Annotated in this window: 16 protein-coding genes and 1 pseudogene; 12 read left to right on the forward strand and 5 right to left on the reverse strand. The window is 69.2% G+C overall.

From position 1 onward, the window contains the following. Nucleotides 1-34: 34 nt before the first annotated feature. Nucleotides 35-1,177, reverse strand: coding sequence for an LCP family protein (locus ACFY36_RS13155; protein WP_499746167.1), 1,143 nt, complete (start codon nucleotides 1,175-1,177; stop codon nucleotides 35-37). 133 nt (nucleotides 1,178-1,310) lie between these two features. Between ACFY36_RS13155 and ACFY36_RS13160 the strand changes: the two genes are divergently transcribed. The 5 genes from ACFY36_RS13160 to ACFY36_RS13180 are packed head-to-tail and all read left to right on the forward strand — an operon-like array spanning nucleotide 1,311 to nucleotide 8,120. Further along, on the forward strand, nucleotides 1,311-2,255 hold the full coding sequence (locus ACFY36_RS13160; protein WP_499746168.1) for a glycosyltransferase family 2 protein: 945 nt from the start codon (nucleotides 1,311-1,313) through the stop codon (nucleotides 2,253-2,255). Next, nucleotides 2,248-3,348 carry a glycosyltransferase gene (locus tag ACFY36_RS13165; RefSeq protein WP_499746169.1) on the forward strand — a complete coding sequence of 367 codons (1,101 nt, stop codon included), beginning with the start codon at nucleotides 2,248-2,250 and terminating at the stop codon, nucleotides 3,346-3,348. The genes ACFY36_RS13160 and ACFY36_RS13165 overlap by 8 nt, the downstream gene beginning before the upstream one ends. Before the next feature lie 45 nt (nucleotides 3,349-3,393). Then, the gene (locus ACFY36_RS13170; RefSeq protein WP_499746170.1) at nucleotides 3,394-4,800 is read left to right on the forward strand and encodes a PIN-like domain-containing protein; all 1,407 of its coding nucleotides are present in this window, start codon (nucleotides 3,394-3,396) and stop codon (nucleotides 4,798-4,800) included. Nucleotides 4,801-4,823: 23 nt separating this feature from the next. Further along, complete coding sequence (locus ACFY36_RS13175) at nucleotides 4,824-7,784, forward strand: HD domain-containing protein (RefSeq protein WP_499746171.1); 2,961 nt, start codon at nucleotides 4,824-4,826, stop codon at nucleotides 7,782-7,784. Nucleotides 7,785-7,793: 9 nt separating this feature from the next. Then, the gene (locus ACFY36_RS13180) at nucleotides 7,794-8,120 is read left to right on the forward strand and encodes a TraR/DksA family transcriptional regulator (RefSeq protein ID WP_499746172.1); all 327 of its coding nucleotides are present in this window, start codon (nucleotides 7,794-7,796) and stop codon (nucleotides 8,118-8,120) included. On the opposite strand, the gene ACFY36_RS13185 is transcribed toward ACFY36_RS13180, so the two are convergent. Then, entirely contained in the window at nucleotides 8,117-9,502 is a 1,386-nt protein-coding gene (locus tag ACFY36_RS13185) for a class I SAM-dependent methyltransferase (protein WP_499746173.1), read from the reverse strand. The genes ACFY36_RS13180 and ACFY36_RS13185 overlap by 4 nt on opposite strands. Then, nucleotides 9,499-10,356: a hypothetical protein gene (locus ACFY36_RS13190; RefSeq protein WP_499746174.1), complete on the reverse strand. Its 858-nt coding sequence runs from the start codon at nucleotides 10,354-10,356 to the stop codon at nucleotides 9,499-9,501. Before ACFY36_RS13190 ends, ACFY36_RS13185 begins: the two co-directional genes overlap by 4 nt. 163 nt (nucleotides 10,357-10,519) lie before the next feature. Here ACFY36_RS13190 and rho point away from each other — a divergent pair. The 3 genes and pseudogenes from rho to ACFY36_RS13205 all read left to right on the forward strand — a co-directional run. Further along, a pseudogene (rho, locus tag ACFY36_RS13195) lies at nucleotides 10,520-11,614 on the forward strand (transcription termination factor Rho); the annotation flags it as partial. Next, nucleotides 11,611-12,138, forward strand: coding sequence for an AAA family ATPase (locus ACFY36_RS13200; RefSeq protein ID WP_499746175.1), 528 nt, complete (start codon nucleotides 11,611-11,613; stop codon nucleotides 12,136-12,138). The pseudogene rho and the gene ACFY36_RS13200, both read left to right, overlap by 4 nt. Nucleotides 12,139-12,179: 41 nt before the next feature. After that, the gene (locus ACFY36_RS13205) at nucleotides 12,180-12,743 is read left to right on the forward strand and encodes a GNAT family N-acetyltransferase (protein ID WP_499746176.1); all 564 of its coding nucleotides are present in this window, start codon (nucleotides 12,180-12,182) and stop codon (nucleotides 12,741-12,743) included. 697 nt (nucleotides 12,744-13,440) lie between these two features. Here ACFY36_RS13205 and ACFY36_RS13210 read toward each other — a convergent pair. Then, nucleotides 13,441-14,214 (reverse strand): ACT domain-containing protein, encoded by a 774-nt coding sequence (locus tag ACFY36_RS13210; RefSeq protein ID WP_499746177.1) that lies wholly within the window; start codon nucleotides 14,212-14,214, stop codon nucleotides 13,441-13,443. Nucleotides 14,215-14,291: 77 nt separating this feature from the next. Here ACFY36_RS13210 and ACFY36_RS13215 point away from each other — a divergent pair, with 77 nt between their 5' ends. Together ACFY36_RS13215 and ACFY36_RS13220 are read left to right on the forward strand one after the other, a co-directional pair. Then, entirely contained in the window at nucleotides 14,292-14,543 is a 252-nt protein-coding gene (locus ACFY36_RS13215; protein WP_499746178.1) for a hypothetical protein, read from the forward strand. A gap of 10 nt (nucleotides 14,544-14,553) precedes the next feature. Beyond that, nucleotides 14,554-15,297 (forward strand): serine hydrolase, encoded by a 744-nt coding sequence (locus ACFY36_RS13220; RefSeq protein WP_499746179.1) that lies wholly within the window; start codon nucleotides 14,554-14,556, stop codon nucleotides 15,295-15,297. 158 nt (nucleotides 15,298-15,455) lie between these two features. Here ACFY36_RS13220 and ACFY36_RS13225 read toward each other — a convergent pair whose 3' ends face one another. Next, nucleotides 15,456-17,294, reverse strand: a complete 1,839-nt coding sequence (locus tag ACFY36_RS13225) for a pectate lyase-like domain-containing protein (protein WP_499746180.1) — start codon at nucleotides 17,292-17,294, stop codon at nucleotides 15,456-15,458. An 87-nt stretch (nucleotides 17,295-17,381) separates the two neighbouring features. On the opposite strand from ACFY36_RS13225, the gene ACFY36_RS13230 reads away from it, so the two are divergent. Together ACFY36_RS13230 and ACFY36_RS13235 are read left to right on the forward strand one after the other, a co-directional pair. After that, entirely contained in the window at nucleotides 17,382-18,512 is a 1,131-nt protein-coding gene (locus tag ACFY36_RS13230) for an FAD-binding oxidoreductase (protein ID WP_499746181.1), read from the forward strand. Between the two features lie 41 nt (nucleotides 18,513-18,553). Next, on the forward strand, nucleotides 18,554-18,988 hold the full coding sequence (locus tag ACFY36_RS13235) for a VOC family protein (protein ID WP_499746182.1): 435 nt from the start codon (nucleotides 18,554-18,556) through the stop codon (nucleotides 18,986-18,988). The last annotated feature ends 65 nt before the right edge of the window (nucleotides 18,989-19,053 follow it).

Below are 19,053 nucleotides of genomic sequence, written 5' to 3' on the forward strand. Positions count from 1 at the left end.
TGACCCGTACGGGTGAAGTTGTGGTCTGAGCGGTTCAGGTCGTCGCCACCCAGGAAGGGTGGGACTCGGCGAATTGGGCCACCGTGTCGTTCTTGGCCGCCCGGAGCAGGGCCAGGCTGTCGTCGCTGAGCAGCTGGACGCTGCCGACGCCGGGGATGGACTCGCTGTTGAACTTGCCGTCGTTCGTCTTCAGGGTGACCAGGTCGTTCGGGTTGACGCCGCGCATCGCGAACACCCAGTCCTCGAGCGAGATGCCGCCCGAGTCGACCGTCACGGCCTTGCCGATGGCGCTGAGCAGGCCCGGCAGCTTGGTCGGCGAGTTCAGGCCGTCCTTGACCGTCTGCTGCACGACCGCCTTGAGGAACTGCTGCTGGTGGCGCTGCCGGCCGTAGTCGAAGTCGTTGTTCGCGAGCAGGTCGCGCTGCCGGACGAAGTCGAGCGCCTCGGTCGGGGTGAAGCAGTGGTTGCCCTTGGCGTAGAAGTTCGCCGTCACACCCTTGATCTTGTGGTTGAGGGTGCCGTCGGGATTGATGTCGTACGGCGCGGCCTGTTTCCCATCGGCCGTGTGGCCGATGTGGATCGAGGTGGTGTCCTCGTCGACGTACATGCAGACCTTGCCCAGGACGTTGACGATCTGCTGGAAGCCCTGGAAGTCGATGATCGCGCCGGCGTCGGGCGTGATCCCGGTCAGCTTCTTGATCGTGAGCGACAGCAGCTCGAAACCGTGGGACAGCGCCGCGTTGCCCGTCAGGCCCCTGCTGCCGTACGCGAAAGCGGCGTTGATCTTGTTTTTGCCGCCGGCGTACTTCTGGGCGCCGTTGTCGTAGGCCGGGATCGGCACGTAGCTGTCGCGGGGCAGCGAGATCAGGTAGGCGCTTTTGTGGTCGGCGCCGATGTGCATGAGGATGATCGAGTCGGAGCGGGTGGGCTCACCGGGCTTGGCCGAGGCGCGCTGGTCGATGCCGACGAGCAGGATGTTCTTGGCGCCGGTGACCGAGGCGTGCTTCTCGGTCTCGACCGTGGTCGACGACCCGAGCAGGTCCTGCTGCTTGATCGATTTCGTGGCCGCGCTGACCGTGGCCTGCAGCGCGACGACCGACCCGCCGCCCACGATCATGAGCAGGGCCCCGAAGCCGACGCACAGCCGGGCCCACCGGGGGCTCTTCTTCTTCCGCACGATCAAGACTCCCTCGCCTTCATCAAAAGCCCATGGAAGTTCGCTGCTGAGTTGCTGAGATCACCCCTGGCATTCACCGAGGCTCCCTAATGTCCGGTTTTCCGCCTCTCCCAGCCCTCGTAAGCAGGTCGCCATGTCCTCACAACCGGACGTCAGCGTCGTCATCCCGACGCGCAACCGCCCGGAGCTCGCCGTGCGCGCCGTGCAGAGCGCGCTCGGGCAGACGCACCGCGACCTCGAGGTCATCGTCGTCATCGACGGCCCGGACGCCCCGACGTCGTCGGCGCTCTCCCTCCTGAAAGATGATCGGCTGCGGGTCGTCGAGCTTCCGGAGAGCGGAAAAGCGCCGAACGCCCGCAACCAGGGCGTCACCAACGCGCGCGGCCGCTGGGTCGCCCTGCTCGACGACGACGACGAGTGGCTGCCGGCCAAGCTGGAGACGCAGCTGGCCCTCGCGGCGACCTCGAAGCTGGCCTCCCCCATCGTCGCGACCAGGATGATCAGCCGTACCCCCAGGGCCGACTCGGTCATGCCACGCCGCCTGCCCGAGGCCGGCGAGCCGCTCAGCGAATATCTGACCGTGCGGCGCGGCCTGTTCTACGGCGACGGCTTCATCCAGACGTCGACCATCATGGCCCCGACCGAATTGCTGAAGCGCGTGCCCTTCACCGTGGGCCTGCGCCGGCAACAGGAGCTCGACTGGACGCTGCGCGCCCTCCAGCACGAGGACGTCGAGCTGCTGTACGCCCCCGAGGCACTGGTGCTGTGGCACCAGGACGAGAACCGCGAGCGGATCAGCCTGCAGAACCCGTGGGAGGAACAGCTCGCCTGGCTGCGCGCCAGCCGCGACCTGTTCACCCCGCGGGCGTACGCTGCCTTCACGATGAGCGTCCTCAGCTCCATGGCCGCGCCGACCCGCAGCACGAAGGTGTTCCGCGAGCTCCTCGACGAGGCCCGGTCGAACGGCCGTCCCGGCGCCATCGACTACGTGACGTACCTCCAGATCTGGGCGTTGCCCCCGTCCGTCCGCCACCGCCTGCGCGACGCGGTCCTCGGCCGTAAGACCGCCGATGCCTGAGCCCGCCCGGCGCGTCGCCGTCTGGCGCAGCGCCATGCTGCCGGCCTCGGAGACCTTCATCCGCAACCAGGCCGACAGCCTGACCCGCTGGCAGCCGGTCTACGTGGGCGCCACGAAGGTCGACTCGATCCTGTCCCGCGACACCGACCTGATCGCGTACCCGTCGCCGGAGGACAGCCGCACGTTCCTGCGCCTGCGCCTGACCGGCAGTTCCCCCCGCCTGCGCCTGCTGCTGGCCGGCGCGCGACCGGATCTGGTGCACGCCCACTTCGGCGGCGACGGCTGGCTGGTCTCGGGCGAGACGAAGCGCATCGGCGTCCCGTTGGTGGTGACCCTGCACGGCCACGACGTGACCCGTCAGCCGCAGTCCTCGGGCGCGCACGGCCTGCGCTACCGCCGCAACCTGCGCGCGGTGTTCCAGCGGGCCGACCTGCTGATCGCGGTCTCCGAGGTGATCCGCGACAAGGCGATCGGCTGGGGCGCCGACCCGGCGAAGGTCCGGGTCCACTACACGGGCGTTCCGGTCCCGGCAGCGGTACCGGCCGCGGAGAAGAAGTGGGACGTGGCGTTCGTGGGCCGCTTCGTCGAGAAGAAGGGCGCCGACGACCTGATCGCCTCCCTCGCTGCGCTCGGCTCGGCCAGAGCGGTGCTGATCGGCGACGGCCCGCTGCTTCCGGAGATTCGTGCGTACGCCGCCAGAACCGGCACAGACGCAACATTCACCGGCGCCCGGCCGGCGTCCGAGGTCTACCGCCTGCTCGCCGAGTCGCGGGTGCTGGCCGCCCCGTCGAAGACCGCTGCCGACGGCGACACGGAGGGCCTGCCCACGACAATCGTCGAGGCGGCGGCCCTGGGCCTGCCAGTGGTCTCCACCCACCACAGCGGCATCCCCGAAGCAGTCATCGACGGCGAGACAGGTTTGCTGGGCCCGGAGCGCGACCGCGAGGCCTTGACGGCCAACCTGCGCAAGCTCCTGGACGACGCGGCCCTGCGCGAGACCATGGGACAGCGAGCCCGATCCCACGCCGCCGAGAACTTCAACGTGACCACCCAGTCCCGCCGCCTCGAGGACCTCTACGACTCGCTCCTGTAGCCGCGTCAGCCCGCTCGCCTGAAGCCTTGTGATAAAGAGTGACGCATGAGCACCCCGGACGACGAGCCGCTGCTGCTGACCCGTTACCGGGCCTGGCTGTCCCCTCTGCCGGTCTCTGTCGACGATGATGCCGCGCGGTCCTTCTTCGGCTCCGCCGTCGTGGTTCTGGACACCAATGTGCTCCTCGACTTGTACCGCTACACGCCGACGGCTCGTCAACAGGTGCTCGAGGCGTTGCATCTGGTCGCCGCGCAGCATCGGCTCTGGCTACCGCACCAGGTCGGCCTCGAGTTCGTCCGCAACCGCACGCGCACCGTCAGGGACCGGCACCAGGCACTCATTTCCGCGAGCAAGAACGTCGACACCAGCTTTCAGGAGGCGGCCCGCTCGATCGGGCGCGCTCGGGACGCGGTAGCCGCCCTGCTGCGCGACCTGGCCCGCGACGATCACGGCGCGGACGAGTTGACCGGATCGATGACCAACAAGGCGATCGACAGCCAGCTCCGGGAATGGCACCAAGTCCTCATCGGTCACGTGCGGCGCCTTCGTGAATCCACCGATCTCACGCCGGCCTCGATGGGCTCCGACGACCCTCTCCTGCCGGAGATCGCCGCCCTGTTCGGCTCCCGGATCGGTGAGCCGATCGCCGAGGCGGAACTGCGGCGTCTGGTGGATCACGCAACGACCTACCGATTCCCCAACCGCATCCCACCCGGCTTCGAGGACAAGGGCAAGAGCACCGACCTGCACTCGGCGGGAGACTTCCTGTTGTGGGAGGAGATCATCCGGCACGCCGGCACGCTGCCTCGCCCACGGCGTGTGCTGCTTGTGTCCCGGGACACGAAACCGGACTGGTACGAGCACGACAGCAACGGATCACCGATGCGACCGTGGCCCGCGCTGAACGACGAACTCGCCGCACGGGCCGATGCCGAGTTGCTGGTGCTGACGCCTAAGGAGTTCTTCCGAGGCGCGCAGCGGTTCCTCGGCGCCGAACTGGCGGCGGGCACCTATGACGAGTTCGACCGGGTCTCGGCACAGACCAGCGCCGAGCCGGCGGCGGACGGCGCCGGTCAGGTCACCGGTTTCTCGGCGGGCAGGACCGATCCGGGCCCATTGGCCGAGGAGGCCCGCCGTTCGGCCGGGCTCCTGAGCCCCGAGGCGGCCGCGCTGCTCCAGAACAATTCCCGCTTCGCCTGGTGGCTGATCGGGATCACCGCCGAACTCGGCATCCGGAACGCCGCCTTCGACGAGCCGGCCGTGGACATTCCCGCTGTCAGCTTCGCGCGACCGGCGGAGTCATGGCTTCAGGAGAACATCCCCCTGTCCGGTGGCATCGTGTCCGCCTGGGTGCCACCGTGGATGACGGCTGTCCTGCGGTCGCTTCCTCCACCCGACCTCAGCCGCGTACGGCGACTCATCGGCACGGCGCTGCGCCTGTCCGACCAGTGATCCCGGTGCAGAAAGCGAGATCGATGACTACTTCCGCCGAGTCCCTGGCCGCCGAGGCACTGCGCTGGCCGTCCGCCTCAGGCATCGACCTGGCCGTGCTCCGCGGGGAGATCAGCCAGGCTCTCGGCGGTTCGGCGAACATCGACGAAATGCTCGACCTCTATGAGTGGCTGATCTCCCCATCAACGCGCATCCACATGACGTCGTGGGACTGGCTGCTTCTCACCCTTTCGACGTACCTTCACGATCTCGGCTTGGTCGTGACCGAACGGGAGTACGAGGCGCGGGGAGAGACAGGTTTCGCGACGTTTCTTCGCGACCTGGATTCCGGCGACTTCGGCATGACGGTCGCACAGCTGCCGGCCGGGGAGCGAGAGAAATTTCTCTACGACGAGTTCGTTCGCCAGAACCACGCTACTCGTCTGGCTTCCTGGATCCTCGGGGAGCCCGATGTCCGCCTCGGCCTCGATCGGCGGCTGTCCCGCCTCGTGGGCGCGCTGGTCGAGCCGTTCGACCGGCAAGTACGAAGCGATCTGGCTCTCCTGTGCGGCAACCACCACCGTATGGACCTCGACGACACCGACAGATACCCGGTCAGCCGGCCGTACGGCCCGACCCGGGATGAGGCGGTGAATCTGCAGTACCTGGCGGCGCTTCTTCTCAGTGCGGACCTGCTCGCCATCACCGGCAGCCGTAGGCCTTCGGTGCCACAGCGCCTTCTGCATGCGAGCGACGCCGGGACAGACCTTCGCTGGACGGCCGGCACACCCGTTCGCGCCGTGCGATCGCAGGTCGCCGTCGACCCGGACGGCAACCATGACGCCCAGCTGCCCCGATCCGTCATCGAGGTGCACGCAGTGGTCTCCGACGCGGCGCAGTTCTTCGCGCTGACCGGATACCTGCGGTACACGGAAGCGGAGGTCACCCGATGTCATCGTATTCTGGCTCGGTCGGCCCCGAAGTTCGGCAGTGGGCACGACTACCCGTGGCAGCGAGTCGATCAACAATTCGTCCAGGCCACGGGATTCGTCGCTCGGAGCTTTCGCTTCGGCTTCGATCCCGCGCCGATGCTCGAGCTTCTGATCGGTCACACGCTCTACAACGACGCGAACGTCGTGGTCCGCGAGCTCGTCCAGAACTCGATCGACGCGGTCCGGTTGCAGCATGACGACGCCGGCGGCAAGGTCGTCGTCCGGTGGGACCCCGGCGAGCGCGTGCTGAGCGTCGAGGACAACGGCAGTGGGATGACCGGGGAGGTCCTCGAGGAGTACCTCCTCCGGGCCGGCTCATCCCGCTATCAGAGCCCCGCCTTCCGGCGCGCGCACCATTCGTTCAGCCCTATCGGCCGTTTCGGCATCGGCTTTCTCGCGGTCTTCATGGTTTCCGACCACGTCGAGATCATTACGGCGCACGAGGACGACGACTCCGCCCGGTCGCTGACGTTGCAGTCGGTCCATAGCAGCTATCTGATGCGGCTGCTGCCGAAGGACAGCGCCGAGAATCCGGAGTTGTGCCGGCAACACGGCACGAGCGTCCGGCTTCACCTGCGGCCCTCGGCCGATCTGGCTGACGTGACCGAGACCCTGCGACGGTGGGTCGTCGTGCCCGGCTGCTCGGTGGCCGTGACGACCGGCGACGGCGAAGAGGTGGCGATCGGGCACGAGAACGTCCGCGAGGCGCTGTCCGCGGCGCTGTTCGGAGCCCTGGCCGACCGCATGCAGCACGTGGAAGTGCGCGGCGCCATGATGGGCGGAGTGGAGATCGCGTACGCGGTGAACCGGCGGCGGGTGCCCGGGCAGAGCCACCTCGCCGCGTTGACCAGTCCGCCGTTCCTCGGTCAGTTCGATCGGGATCTCGTCGAGCGGCAGCTCGGCATCTGCGTCGAGGGCGTACGGGTCACCACGGCTTCGCCGGGCTACCAGGCCACGGACATCGTCTGCCTCGTCAACTCGGTAGGGCATGACAGCCCGCGGACCAACCTGGCACGGACGGAGCTGGAACGGACACCGGCGCTCGACCGGCTGCTCCGGAGCGTCTACCAGACGCTCGCCGGTGACGTACGCCAGGAACTACGCCGGCTGGTGGCGGAGGAACGGCTGTCGCCAGGCGCCGCCGCCTCGGAAGCGAACTGCCTGGTCGCGCCCTTGCTCGATGGGGCGCCGCTCAATCCGGCGATGGCCGCCGCGGCGGCCGCCGAGATACCCGCGTACGTGGTGGAGAGCGCCACTTCCCGCCGGCTGATGTCGCTGACCGAGCTGGAGCCGCACACTGAGCTCGCCTCGGTCGAGAGCGACGTCACCGCGCGGGCCGAGTTGCTGCTGGCCGCGGCCCCGAATCACTCCTCCCTGCGTGACGTCATGCGGTCGTGGAAGCACTGGTCCGCGGCGTTGCCGGACGTGCCGATGCTGTGCCGCCCCGACCCGGCGAGCTTCTACGGCGAGTTGTTCGTCGACAGCTGGGAGATCACAAGCATCGAAGTCACCTTGAACGCTCAGCTTCTTGATCTGCGTTGGCGCCGGGCGGCGAAGGAGAAGCCGCGGTGGCTTCGCTCCGTCGCGGGTCATCCGCCGCCTGACGCGCATCCCGCGTTACGGCAACTTTGGGCGTACGACAACGATGGCCGACGGACAACGGTGCTCATTCCCACCGTGGACGTCCCGCACAACATCGATCGCGGACGGTGGGACGGCATCCGGCTACCCGGGCTGGTGGTTGTCCTGCCGAATCCGGTGTTCTCCGAGGCTGGACCAGCGCCTGATCTCATGCGGCACGCGCTGGCGTTCGTGGTACGCCTGCTCGATCGGCAGCAGACCGACGAGTTGGCCGTCGAGGGGCGGGACAATCGGCTCAGCAAGGCCGGCGTCCGTGACCTGATGGTGCTCATGCGGCGGGCCGGGCTGATGGACTACATCGACGCCCCGACGCTGGTGTCGACCGTCAGCGAGCTTCGTCTCAACCTCATGGAGTTTCCACGGCCGTCCTAAGCTTCGGTGATGGTCCGGGATGAGCTGGTGCGGCTGCGGGTGAGTGCTGAAGCCGAAGCGGCGACGCTGGCCCGTGATCTGGAAGCTCTGTTCGCGGCATCAAGGGACTCGAACGCTGACGACGAGCACGATCCGGAAGGTGCGACCATCGGCTTCGAGCGCGCCCAGCTCACGGCCCTGCTGGCCGCGGCCCGGGAGCGGATCGCCGAAGTCGACGACGCGCTGCGCCGGGTGGATGACGCCTCCTACGGCGTCTGCGAGCGCTGCGGCCAGCCGATCGGCGCGGAACGGCTCGCCGTGCGGCCGTTCGCTCGCTTCTGCATCAAGTGCGCCTAACCGCGTCCTCGCTTGACTACCGCTCGGACGGCTCGGCGGCCTGCCTTCAGGCCGCCCAGGACTGCCTTTCCGGGGGCCGTGGCGGACAGGACCGCGTTGATCTGGCGGACGCGCTTCAGTTCGGCGTCCCGGCTTCGGATCTGCTGCTCGTAGAAGGCGTGCCTGGCTCGGGCCTCGGCCAGTTCGCGGGTCAGGCGGTCGCGGTCGGCGGTCAGCTCGCGCACCGATTCGGGGGTGGGGCGGGGCGGCAGCGGCGGGATGTCCGCGGGTTCGGCCTCGCGGCCCGTCATGGCGGCGATCAGGGCGGTCAGCTCCGCCTCCTCGGCGGGGGCCGGCCACAGGTGGGCGATGTCGCCGTGGATGGCGGCGGCCGCGAAGTGGCGCAGCGCCAGCAGCGGGTCGCCGGCGGGGGCCAGCGGGGTCAGATCGCCCGAGGGGGCGACCACGACCTGGGCCGCGGGTACCCCGGCGGCGGGGCTCTTCTGCCACGTTGTCAGCAGCTCGCGCATGGTGGGCAGGTCGCGCTGCTGGGCGGCCGCGGAGAGCAGGTCCTCGAGGGTACGGCCCGGTGGCAGCTCGGCGACCGAAAGCGCGCGGCCGTCCACCACGGCGTCGGGGGTGGGCCGGTTGCCGGCGTCGCGGTCGGCGATCACGAGCCAGGACGGGGCCAGGTCGGCGGCCATGCTGTGGCGCAGGGCCCGGGTGGCCAGGGTGGCCGCGTCGGCCAGGGAGTCCTCGACGTGGAAGCCGGCCAGGGTGGCTGAGAGGAAGCCCGCCACGTCGCGGTCGGTGAGCAGGGAGCGGCTGAGGAGGGCGTCGCCGTACACGGCGTACTCGCGCTCGGTCGACAAGCCGGCGGCGGACAGGCGGTCGCGCAGGGCGGCCAGGCCGGCCGGGCGGCGCGGGTCGCGGTCGTCGGGGACCAGCCACTCGTCGTCGGTCAAGGGGCGGGGCAGGGTCAGCAGGCGGTGCAGGCCGAACAGGTTCTCCACGGCCAGCAGCAGGCGGCCTCCGGGGCGGAGCATGGCCAGCAGGTGGGCCAGGCGCTCGTCCCAGCCGTCGAGGGTTTCCGCCTCGACCGAGCAGAGGCGGTCGAGGCCGTCGAGGGCGACGATCGTGTCGAAGGCCGGGGCGGCCGCCGCCTTCTCCAGGCTGCCGCACCACACCTCGGCGCCCAGGGCGGCCACCTCTTCGGCGTCGGTCTGGCCCCGGAGCAGGACCGTGACCTGGCCGGCGGGCACGGCGGAGATCAGCTCTTGCGTGTGGGGGCCGGCTACGAGCGTACGACCGGAAATGGTCTTGACCAGAGGCAGCAGGGACGAGCCCGCCGGAGAACGGTCGGACCAGTTGAGCATCTCGCCGCCGAGCAGGGTCACGGTCATGGGGTCATAACTCCGGTCAGTTCGATGTCTTCGGTGCTGCGCGGGACCGGCCAGCCGAACAGGCGGCGCAGCTCGGCCGGTGGCAGGAGACGGTCGGCGCCGAGCTCGGCGACGGCGATGCGGCGCGCGGTGCGGAGGTCGACCTCGGCGCCGATCATGTCAGACCACTCGCGCAGGATCCGGGCCTGGCCGCCGAACGCGGACTTCTCGTTCTCCAGCTGCATCGGGTCGCCGTAGACGGCCGGCTCGCAGCCGGCCAGCGTGCCGTAGAAGACGGCGCTGCACAGCCGGTTCGAGGCCACCCGGGAATGTTTGCGCAGCTCGGCGAGTTGGCGGTAGAGGAACCCGGGATCCAGGTCCTTCCACCAGCCGCCTCGGTAGCCGTGGCAGATGACCCGGAAACCCGCTTTCTCGTACGTCGCCCGCACGCTCCGGTCGCGATATTCCTGCCAGTACAGGCAGACGGTCACCGGACCCGGCTCGGTCTCCTTGATCTCGGCGATCAGGCCCTCGTGGCTGCCCAGGATGTGCTGGCCCTCCCAGCCGTGGAAGGGATACCAGATGGTTCCCTCGCGCTGCGGCGCCTGGTCCGGCTCCAGGGCCAGGAGGTACGCCCAGGGCGCGCCGACCACGTACACATCGCGCCGCCCGAGCGACCAGGCGCGGCGGCGGACCCGCTCGGACCAGACGAACTTGGCCACGCCCGGCACGAACTCGTGGTCGGGGGCAAGGCCGTCGCCGATGTTCCAGCCGTGCTGGAGGTAGCCCTGGATGCGGGGGGCCTCGGTGTCGTCGAGGCCGCAGTAGCGGGCCAGGACGGCCGAATGACCGTAGTAGTGGTTGGCGTGGTGCACGCCGCATTCCATACCCCGCAGACGTACGGGGGGCAAACTCGCGGTGGCCCCCATGTTACCGTTAGCGGCAGTTGGGTTCCGGCTGTGGCGTACAGCCCCCGGAGATCCCCCTTTTCGGCCGTGAGTTTCCGGCCCTTTTCCCACTCTCCTTCAGGAGTGCTCTATGAGCGAACCCATTTCATCCATTCCTGTCGATGCTTTGCTCGACATCGTCGACGACCGCGCCTGGCTGCGCGCCGACGGCTACCTGCCAGGACCCAAGGACATTCCGGTCAACATCCATGACGTACGCCGTCACGGCCTCCGCCGCGGCGACCGCGTCCACGGAACCGCCAAGCGGGTCGGCACCAAACCGGCCACGCTCCAGATCGACCCGGTCGGAAAGCGCCCCGACTTCTACGAGCTGACCTCGCTCTACCCGCAGGAGCGGCTCCGCCTCGAAACCGAGCCGCACATTCTCACGACCCGGGTCATCGACCTGGTCACGCCGATCGGCAAGGGCCAGCGCGCGCTGATCGTCGCCCCGCCCAAGGCCGGCAAGACGATCATCCTGCAGCAGATCGCCAACGCGATCGCCGTGAACAACCCCGAATGCCACCTCATGGTCGTCCTCGTCGACGAGCGCCCCGAGGAGGTCACCGACATGCGGCGCACGGTCAAGGGCGAGGTGATCGCGGCGACGTTCGACCGGCCGCCGCAGGAGCACGCGGCCGTGGCCGAGCTGGCCATCGAACGCGCCAAACGCCTGGTCGAGCGGGGCGAGGACGTGGTCGTGCTGCTCGACTCCATCACCCGCCTGGGCCGGGCGTACAACCTGATGGCCCGCGGCGGCGGCCGCACGCTGAGCGGCGGCCTCGACTCGACGGCCCTCTATCCGCCGAAGCGTTTCCTGGGCGCGGCCCGCAACATCGAGGACGGCGGCTCCCTGACCATCATCGCCACGGCGCTGGTCGAGAACGGCTCGGCCATGGACACGCTGATCTTCGAGGAGTTCAAGTCCACCGGCAACGCCGAGCTGAAACTCGACCGTTCGCTGGCCGAGTCCCGCCAGTTCCCGGCGATCGACCTGTTCGCCTCGGGCACCCGCCACGACGAGACCCTGCTGACCCCGAGCGAACGCGCGGTGGTCACCCAGGTCCGGCGGGCCCTGTCCGGCTCCGACCGCCGCGAAGCCATGAAGCAACTGCTGGACCAGCTCCGCGCCACGGCCTCGAACCGCGACTTCCTGCGGCGGGCCGCGCTGGCCCTGGCCGCGTGAGATACATCCTCACGGGCACCCCCGGGTCGGGAAAGACGGCCCTGCTGCGCCATCTGGAGACCGCCGGTTATGCGGTGGTCGAGGAGGCGGCCACGGATGTGATCGCGCTGCGCCAGGCCCTGGGCGTCGCGGAGCCGTGGCAGGAGCCGGACTTCATCGACCACATCGTCGCGCTCCAGCGCCGCCGCCAACTCGCGGCCGCCGATCGGGGAATCACCTTCTTCGACCGCTCCCCCATCTGCACGCTGGCCCTGAGCCGCTACGCCGGCTTGGCTCCGTCCCCCGCTCTGCGCGCCGAGATCGAGCGGACCGGGCATCTCTACGAGCGGACGGTCTTTTTCGTCCGCCACCAGGGTTTCGTTCAGCCGACGGCCGCCCGCCGCATCAGCTTCGAGGACTCACTGGTGTTCGAGCGGATCCACGAGGAGACGTACCGCCAAGCGGGTTTTGCCCTCGTCGAGGTGCCGGCCGCTCCCCTCGAAACGCGAATCGCCGTCATCCGCGGCTCGGTGCACGGCCGGTAAATGCGTTGATCTCTTCCGCCGGCATCGACCAGGATGCGCGCGTGAGTGTCTACCTGAGCACCGAACGCCTGACCCTGCGCCAGTTCACCGCCGACGACGCCGACCTGCTGATCGAACTGGACAGCGACCCGGCCGTCATGCGCTTCCTGTCCGGCGGCGAGCCGACGGCGCCCGAGGTCGTCCGCGAGCAGATCCTGCCCGGGCTGCTGACCGCCTACGAGAGGTGGGACGGCAAGTTCGGGCTGTTCGCGGCGCAGGAGAAGGAGAGCGGCGCCTTCATCGGCTGGTTCCTGCTGCGCCCCGAGCGGGGAGGCCCGCTCGACGAGGTGGAGCTGGGCTACCGGCTGCGCCAGGCGGCGTGGGGCAAGGGCTACGCCACGGAGGGCTCGAAGGCGTTGCTGGACAAGGCGTTCACGGAGCTCGGCGTGCGCAACGTCTGGGCCGACACGATGGCCCTGAACAAGAGTTCCCAGAACGTGATGAAGAAGGCCGGCCTGACGTTCACCGGCACCCTCGAAACTCCCCCGGACATGATGAAGGTCGAGGGCGCCGAGCTCGGCGGTGTGCGCTTCGAGATCACCAAAGAGCAGTGGGGCCAGTCCTAGACCGGCGCAACGCTTCACTTCGTCCCGGGCGCGACGTACGAGGACGGTCGCCGGTCACCTCGCCCGCGGCAATGCCCCACCTGTGCTGGATCCCATGACGCCGCCCGGCCAGCACGACGAACGTCGCAAGGCTGTCTCGCTCACGAACCAGTGTGTCGTCCCTCGGCACATCGGGCAGACCGGCAAGAGAGCCGGACGGAACGACGCTGATCTGCGAGTCCTCCCGGCGTCGATTCCGGATTCTGCGTCGGGGTTGCCCACCGAAGAGGAATGAACCGCGACGCAGCTGTCTCCGACGACCGACTCGGATTTGGCACCGGCGCACGGTAGCGTTCCGCCATCGCCGTTTCTGCTACGAAGGTGCGATGAAGTTCGCGTAATCTCCCGCCGCTATGCCTAAGGCCGGGCCGACCAGCTGGTCAGTGAAAATTATTCAGATCAGGACATGAACGGCCGGGCCCCGACAAGAGCGGAGCCGGCCGCCGCGGACGATCGCCGTTCGCCTCCGCAAGCGGCGCCTGCCGGCCCGCGCGGACAAGCCAGCCGAGGCCGCGGCAGCAGAACGTGTCGAGGACCAGGCGGCAAGACGATTTCGCCTACCCGGCGGGCTCGCCTGTGCGCCGTTGCGGTCAGCGCGCAATCGGGGTTATTCGCTTTGGGCGCGACCCGCCACCCGGCGGTCTGCGCGGGCGGCGGGTCAATTGTTGTTACGGCTGGTGGGGTGGGAGCGGGTCCACTCGCAGAGGTCGATCATCGCTTGGGCTCGGGAGACCTCGGTCGGGGTGAAAGCTGGGGAATGGCGCGTCAAGTAGCGCGGGTGGCCGGCCGCGTCGTGCAAGGCCGCGCTGTGGATGGCTTGGGGGACCGGGTTTTCGGTCAGGTCGGCGGACAACAGGCTGCGGATCGCCTCCTCCACCGTGGGTGAGCGGCGGGCGATCGTCAGGGCCCGGGTTGCCGGGTCCACCAAGTCGTGGATGTCGGCTCTCGTGAGTTCTGTCAGCTCGCCGCCGCCGGTGGTCACCGTGTCGATCACGGCGGTGGGGGTCACACCTCTCGGGACTGCCATCAGCAGCTCGTCCACCGCTCCGTGCTCGGCCGGGTGTATCTGGATGGCCAGGATGTTGATGCCCTGGTCGGCCAGGCGGCCGCTCAAGCGGGCCAGTGTGCCGGGGCGGTCGGGCAGTGTCGTGCGCAGGCGCATCAACTCGCGGTCCCCGGCCGGGATGGCCAGCAGGTCCGGCATCGCGGTGTGGCGGTTCGGGGCCGGGCGACGGCGGCGCGTCCAGCGGCGGCGCAACAGGGCCCCGGCTATCAGGATGCCGCCGCTGGCGACCAGCATCGCCTCGCCGTGGGCCCGTTCGCCCAGCAATGTGACGAACAGGTGGGCGGTGCCGACCGCGAAGAACACGGCAGCCACTTCGATCAGGTCGGCGGCCCAGTGGGACGCGCGGGATCGGTCGATCGGCTTCATGCGGTCAAGGTTGCGCGCGCTGCGTGTCAGAACCAATGACTGGCTGTGTCGGTGAGGAAAACGGGCTACCGTGCGGCATGGGCCTCTTCGGATTGACGCTCGTCGTCGTCGGAGTCGCCATCGCGCTTGTGGGGCTGCGCCGGCTGCTGCGAAGACGCGCCCGGCGGCGCGAGGAGGGGCGGTTCCGGCGGCTCATCGAGGAGGGCTGGCTGCCCTGTCCCCGCTGTGACGGGTCGGGGAAGGTCTCCACGCCGGCCGGTTATCTCGGCGCGCCCGTTTTCCACGTTTGCGCGCCCTGCGGCGGTGAAGGCATGCTGCCGCCGCTCTAAGGTCTTGATCATGAGTGTGCAGGAAGTCGTCGACCGGGTGGTGGCAGCTACGCCGGGGGTGTCGTGGTCGATCTCGGTGCCGGGACTGGCCGGCCATGAGCCCGGATCGCAGCTTCGAACCGCCAGCGTCGGGAAGCTTCTCCTGCTCATGGAGACCGCGCGGCGCTTCGAGAGCGGCGAGCTCGACCCGGGTGAGCTGCTCCGCCGCGATCCCGCGCTCGCGGTGGCCGACTCGGGGCTGTGGCATCTGCTGGCCGTGGACGCCCTGCCCGTGGCCGACGTGGCGGCGCTGATCGCGGCCGTCAGTGACAACTACGCCACCAACGTGCTTCTCCAGCGGATCGGCCTCGACACCATCGACGGGCTGGGCTTCGAAAAGACGGCTCTGCTGGATTTCGTACGGAACAAGCGCGAACCCCACCACCCGCCCACCCTCTCGACGGGGTCGGCCGGGGAGCTCGCCGCCCTCATGGAACGCGTCGCCACCGGCAGGACCGGGGTCGAACGGCGGATGCGGGCCTGGCTGGGCACCAACACCGACCTGTCGATGGTGGCGAGCGCCTGGCACGCCGACCCGCTGTGGCATCCGGCCGAGTTCGGCAACAAGACCGGCACCGACGACGGCATCCGGGCTGAGGCCGGCTTTCGAGGGGTGCAGCCGTACGCCGTACTGACGAACTGGAATCCCGCCCAGGGTGACCGGACCGCCGAGGTCCTGGCCGGTATGAGAGAGATCGGCGAGGTCCTCCGTTGAGGTGGCAGATGTTGGACAGAACCGGTATTGGCCGATAGTCCAGTGGCGGAGGCCGTTGATCAAGGCAGAATTACAAGTGGGATGGGTGCCTTTCCCCGCCAGGAGGCATCCATGAAAATGGGCCCGGAGTGATCCGGGCCCATTCCCTCACTGAAGACCTACGGGGCCGGGTACTCGTTGACGTAGACCGGCACACCGATCTTGGTCGTGTCGGCCGCCTCGCCCACGCCGTTGACGACGTGATCGATGGTTCCGGCGGCCAGGTTGACCGTCATGATGTGGTGCAGTTTCACGCCGGGCCGGTTCGGGACCTCGAAGCCGTTCTCGGTGTGGATCGACGGGTTGTTCTGGTTGAAGACGTAGACGCCGCCACCGTAGAGCGTGTGGTTGCGCACCTTGTCGCCGACCTTGTAACCCGCGTAACCCTCGACCTTGCCGTTCATCCAGTCGGCCTGCGTCGGCGGGTCGTACGGCAGCTCGTTCTGGTAGAGCACCGTGGTGCCCTTCTCGCCGTTCCAGACGGTGTTGTACTTCTGGAAGTGCTCGACGAACAGGCCCGTCGCCACCACGTTGTCACCGTTGATGATGGCGCCGTACCGGCCGGTGTTGGTCTTCCACCGTTCTGTGTCACCCGAGAAACCCTCGACGCCGTGGTCCGCGCGCCACACCCAGGTGTGGTCGATGAGCACGTTGTCGCTGTTGACCTCGAGCGCCGTGTCGGTCTTGCCGACGTGCGGGCCGCCCACCCGGAAGTAGACGTCGCTCAGGGTCGTCGGGTTGGCCGGGGAACTGATCTTCAGGCCGTGCTTGTCACCGACCTGGAGCAGCGTCTTCGACTCCTTGAGGCCGGCGTCGATCGTGACACCGGCGACGATCACGCCGGGCACGTCGCCGACCTTCAACGGCGTGGCGCCGTTGACGGCCGTCAGCGTGGCGTGACCGATGCCGAGCACGACCTGGTTCGGCCGGCGCACCTGGATGCTCTGGTCGATGTCGTAGACGCCCGGGGTGAGCAGCAGGTTCTTGCCCAGCAGAAGCTGAGCGTTGATCAGCCACTCGGGGTCGGACGGCTTGGCGACGAAGAAGTCGCTGAGCGGGATCGTCCGGCCCGCGGTCTGGTCCTCGGCCCACGACGTGCCGCTGGTGTTGCGGTGCGCCGACGGGACGCGGACGTTGTACTTGCCCTTGGCGTCGACGAACAGGTAGGGCTTCTCCCGGCTGAGCGGGTTCTGCTCCAGGGTGGTGTACGGCGGGTTCGGGAACGTCGCGTCGTCGGGCGCGCCCTCGACACCGGCGAACACCTGGTTCCAGACGGCGTTCGACCACTGGCCGACGCTGCTGTTGCGGGTGAGCCACTGCTGCTGCGAGCCGTTGGTGACGTTGCCGAACTTGGAGTCGGCGATGAAGCCGCCGCTGGCGTACTGAGGACCGGCGGTGCAGTAGTCCATCAGCGTGAAACCGCCGTCGACCTGGAGCCGGCGCATCGAGACGGCCTGGGAGACCGCCCAGAAGTTGGCGCCGGCCCGGCAACCGTCCTGGCCGGCTCCGTTGACCTTGATGGACAGGTTCGACAGCGTACGCCAGAAGTTGACCAGGGCCAGGCAGTTGCTGGTGCCGCCGTCGGCCAGGCAGCGGTTGTAGACCTCCACCTTGCCGTTGATGACGACATCGTTCGGTGAGGCGCCGAGGCCGGAGACCTCGGTGTAGTAGCCCACCTTGATCTGCAGCGGGTGCTCGTCGGTGCCGTACGTGCCCGGCTTGAACAAGAAGGCGTACCGCTGGGTGCCCATCTCGTTGTCGACCTGCTGGGCGTGCGCGGCGTCGAGCTTGGCCTGTATCTCGGCGATCGGCGTGCTCGGATCAAAGATCGTCACGTTGGAGCCGAACGCCGGAGCGTTCTTGGTGGCGGCCGCGGGTGAGGCGGACGCGGAGGTGCCGGTGAGCGAGGCCGCGGTGACCACGGTCAGCCCGACGGCGAGTAAAGCCCGAAGGCGCATGCGTTGAGGTCCTTCCGTTAACGGGGAGGCAACAAACTGGATCACAGGAAGCAATAGACGCCCCGCCATGTCAAGGCATGCCCATGCGTGAATCGCCAGCCATCGGACATCTCGCCGTGGTTCCGGAACCGACGTTGCCCGAACGGTCAAGGCAGCGGGACCATCGGGCCCGGTACCGGTTCCGGAATCGGTGCCGGACAAAGCGTTCAAGAATTCCTCAAAGCCGTTCTTCCGCGAACCGCAAGTCGTTCCCGCAACGCGCGGGACGTGGTGGCGGCCGTCCGCTTCGCCGCGTCGGCCGGGCGCCCGGTGGCCGTGCAGGCCACCGGCCACGGGCTGGCCGACACCCTGGACGGTGCCGTCCTCGTGCACACGGGCCGCCTCGACGAGTGCGTCGTGCACCCCGAGGGCTGGGCCCGGGTCGGCGCCGGCGTCCGCTGGCAGCAGGTGCTGGACGCGGCCGCCCCGCACGGCCTGGCCCCACTGTGCGGCGCGGCCCCCGGCGTCGGCGAACTGCGCCGCGTCACCGCGACCGAGTCACCCGAGCTGTTCTGGGGCGTGCGCGGCGGCAAGGGCGCCCTCGGCATCGTCACCGCCCTCGAGTTCGACCTGGTGCCGCTGGCCACGCTGTACGCCGGCGCCCTCTACTTCGACGGCGCCGACGCGGGAACGGTCCTGCACGCCTGGCGCTCGTGGACGTCGTCGCTGCCGATCGAGGCCACCACGTCGATCGCCTTCCTCCAGTTGCCGCCGCTGCCCGGCGTCCCGCCACCGCTGGCCGGCCGGTTCACGGTGGCCGTCCGCTTCGCCTGGACCGGCTCTGTCGACGAAGGCGCCGAGGTGCTCGCCCCCCTCCGAGCCGCCGCCACCCCGCTGATCGACACGGTGCAGACGATCCCGTACGCCGCCATCGGCTCCATCCATGCCGACCCGGCCGATCCGATGCCGGTCCACGAGGCCACCGACCTGCTTCGCGAGCTGCCCGCCGAGGCCGCCGACGCCCTGCTGGCCGTGGCCGGCCCGTCGTCGGGCTCCCCGCAGGTCATCGTCGAGCTGCGCCACCTGGGCGGCGCCCTGGCGGCCGAACCGGAGCACCCGAGCGCCGTCTGCCACCGCGACGCCGCCTTCACCCTGATCACCATCGGCGTCCTGGCCCCGCCGATCGCCGGGGCGGTGCCCGCACACGGCGACCAGGTCCGGGCCGGTCTCCCCCGTTGATTGGGGCGTAAGCGACGGGGCGGAACCACTATGGTGGCCCGATGGCGCCGGTGAGGAAGATCCAGATCACGTTCGACTGTGCCGAGCCCGTGCGGGTGGCCCGCTTCTGGTGCGAGGTGCTGGGCTACGTGGAGCCGCCGGCGCCCGAGGGCTTCGCCACCTGGGATGAGTACGAGGCCTCCCTGCCACCGGCCGAGCGGGGCTCTTCGTTCGCCATCGCCGACCCCACCGGGGAGGGCTCGCGCCTCTACTTCCAGCGCGTTCCCGAGGGCAAGGTCGTCAAGAACCGCGTGCACCTGGACGTCCGGGTCGGCACCGGCCTGGCCGGGGCCGAACGGCTGGCCGTCCTCGAGGCCGAGGCCACCCGCTTGGAGGCCCTGGGCGCCAAGCGCGTCCGGCTGCTGCCGGCCGACGAGGACAACGAGTCGTGCCAGGTCATGCAGGACATCGAGGGCAACGAGTTCTGCCTCGACTGAGCACCACGGTCCCTGGACGCGAACGCCCGGCCGGTCCGGAATGGACCGGCCGGGCGTTCGCCGGA

This window comes from Actinoplanes sp. NPDC000266 (genome assembly GCF_042899005.1).
Taxonomy (GTDB): domain Bacteria; phylum Actinomycetota; class Actinomycetes; order Mycobacteriales; family Micromonosporaceae; genus Actinoplanes.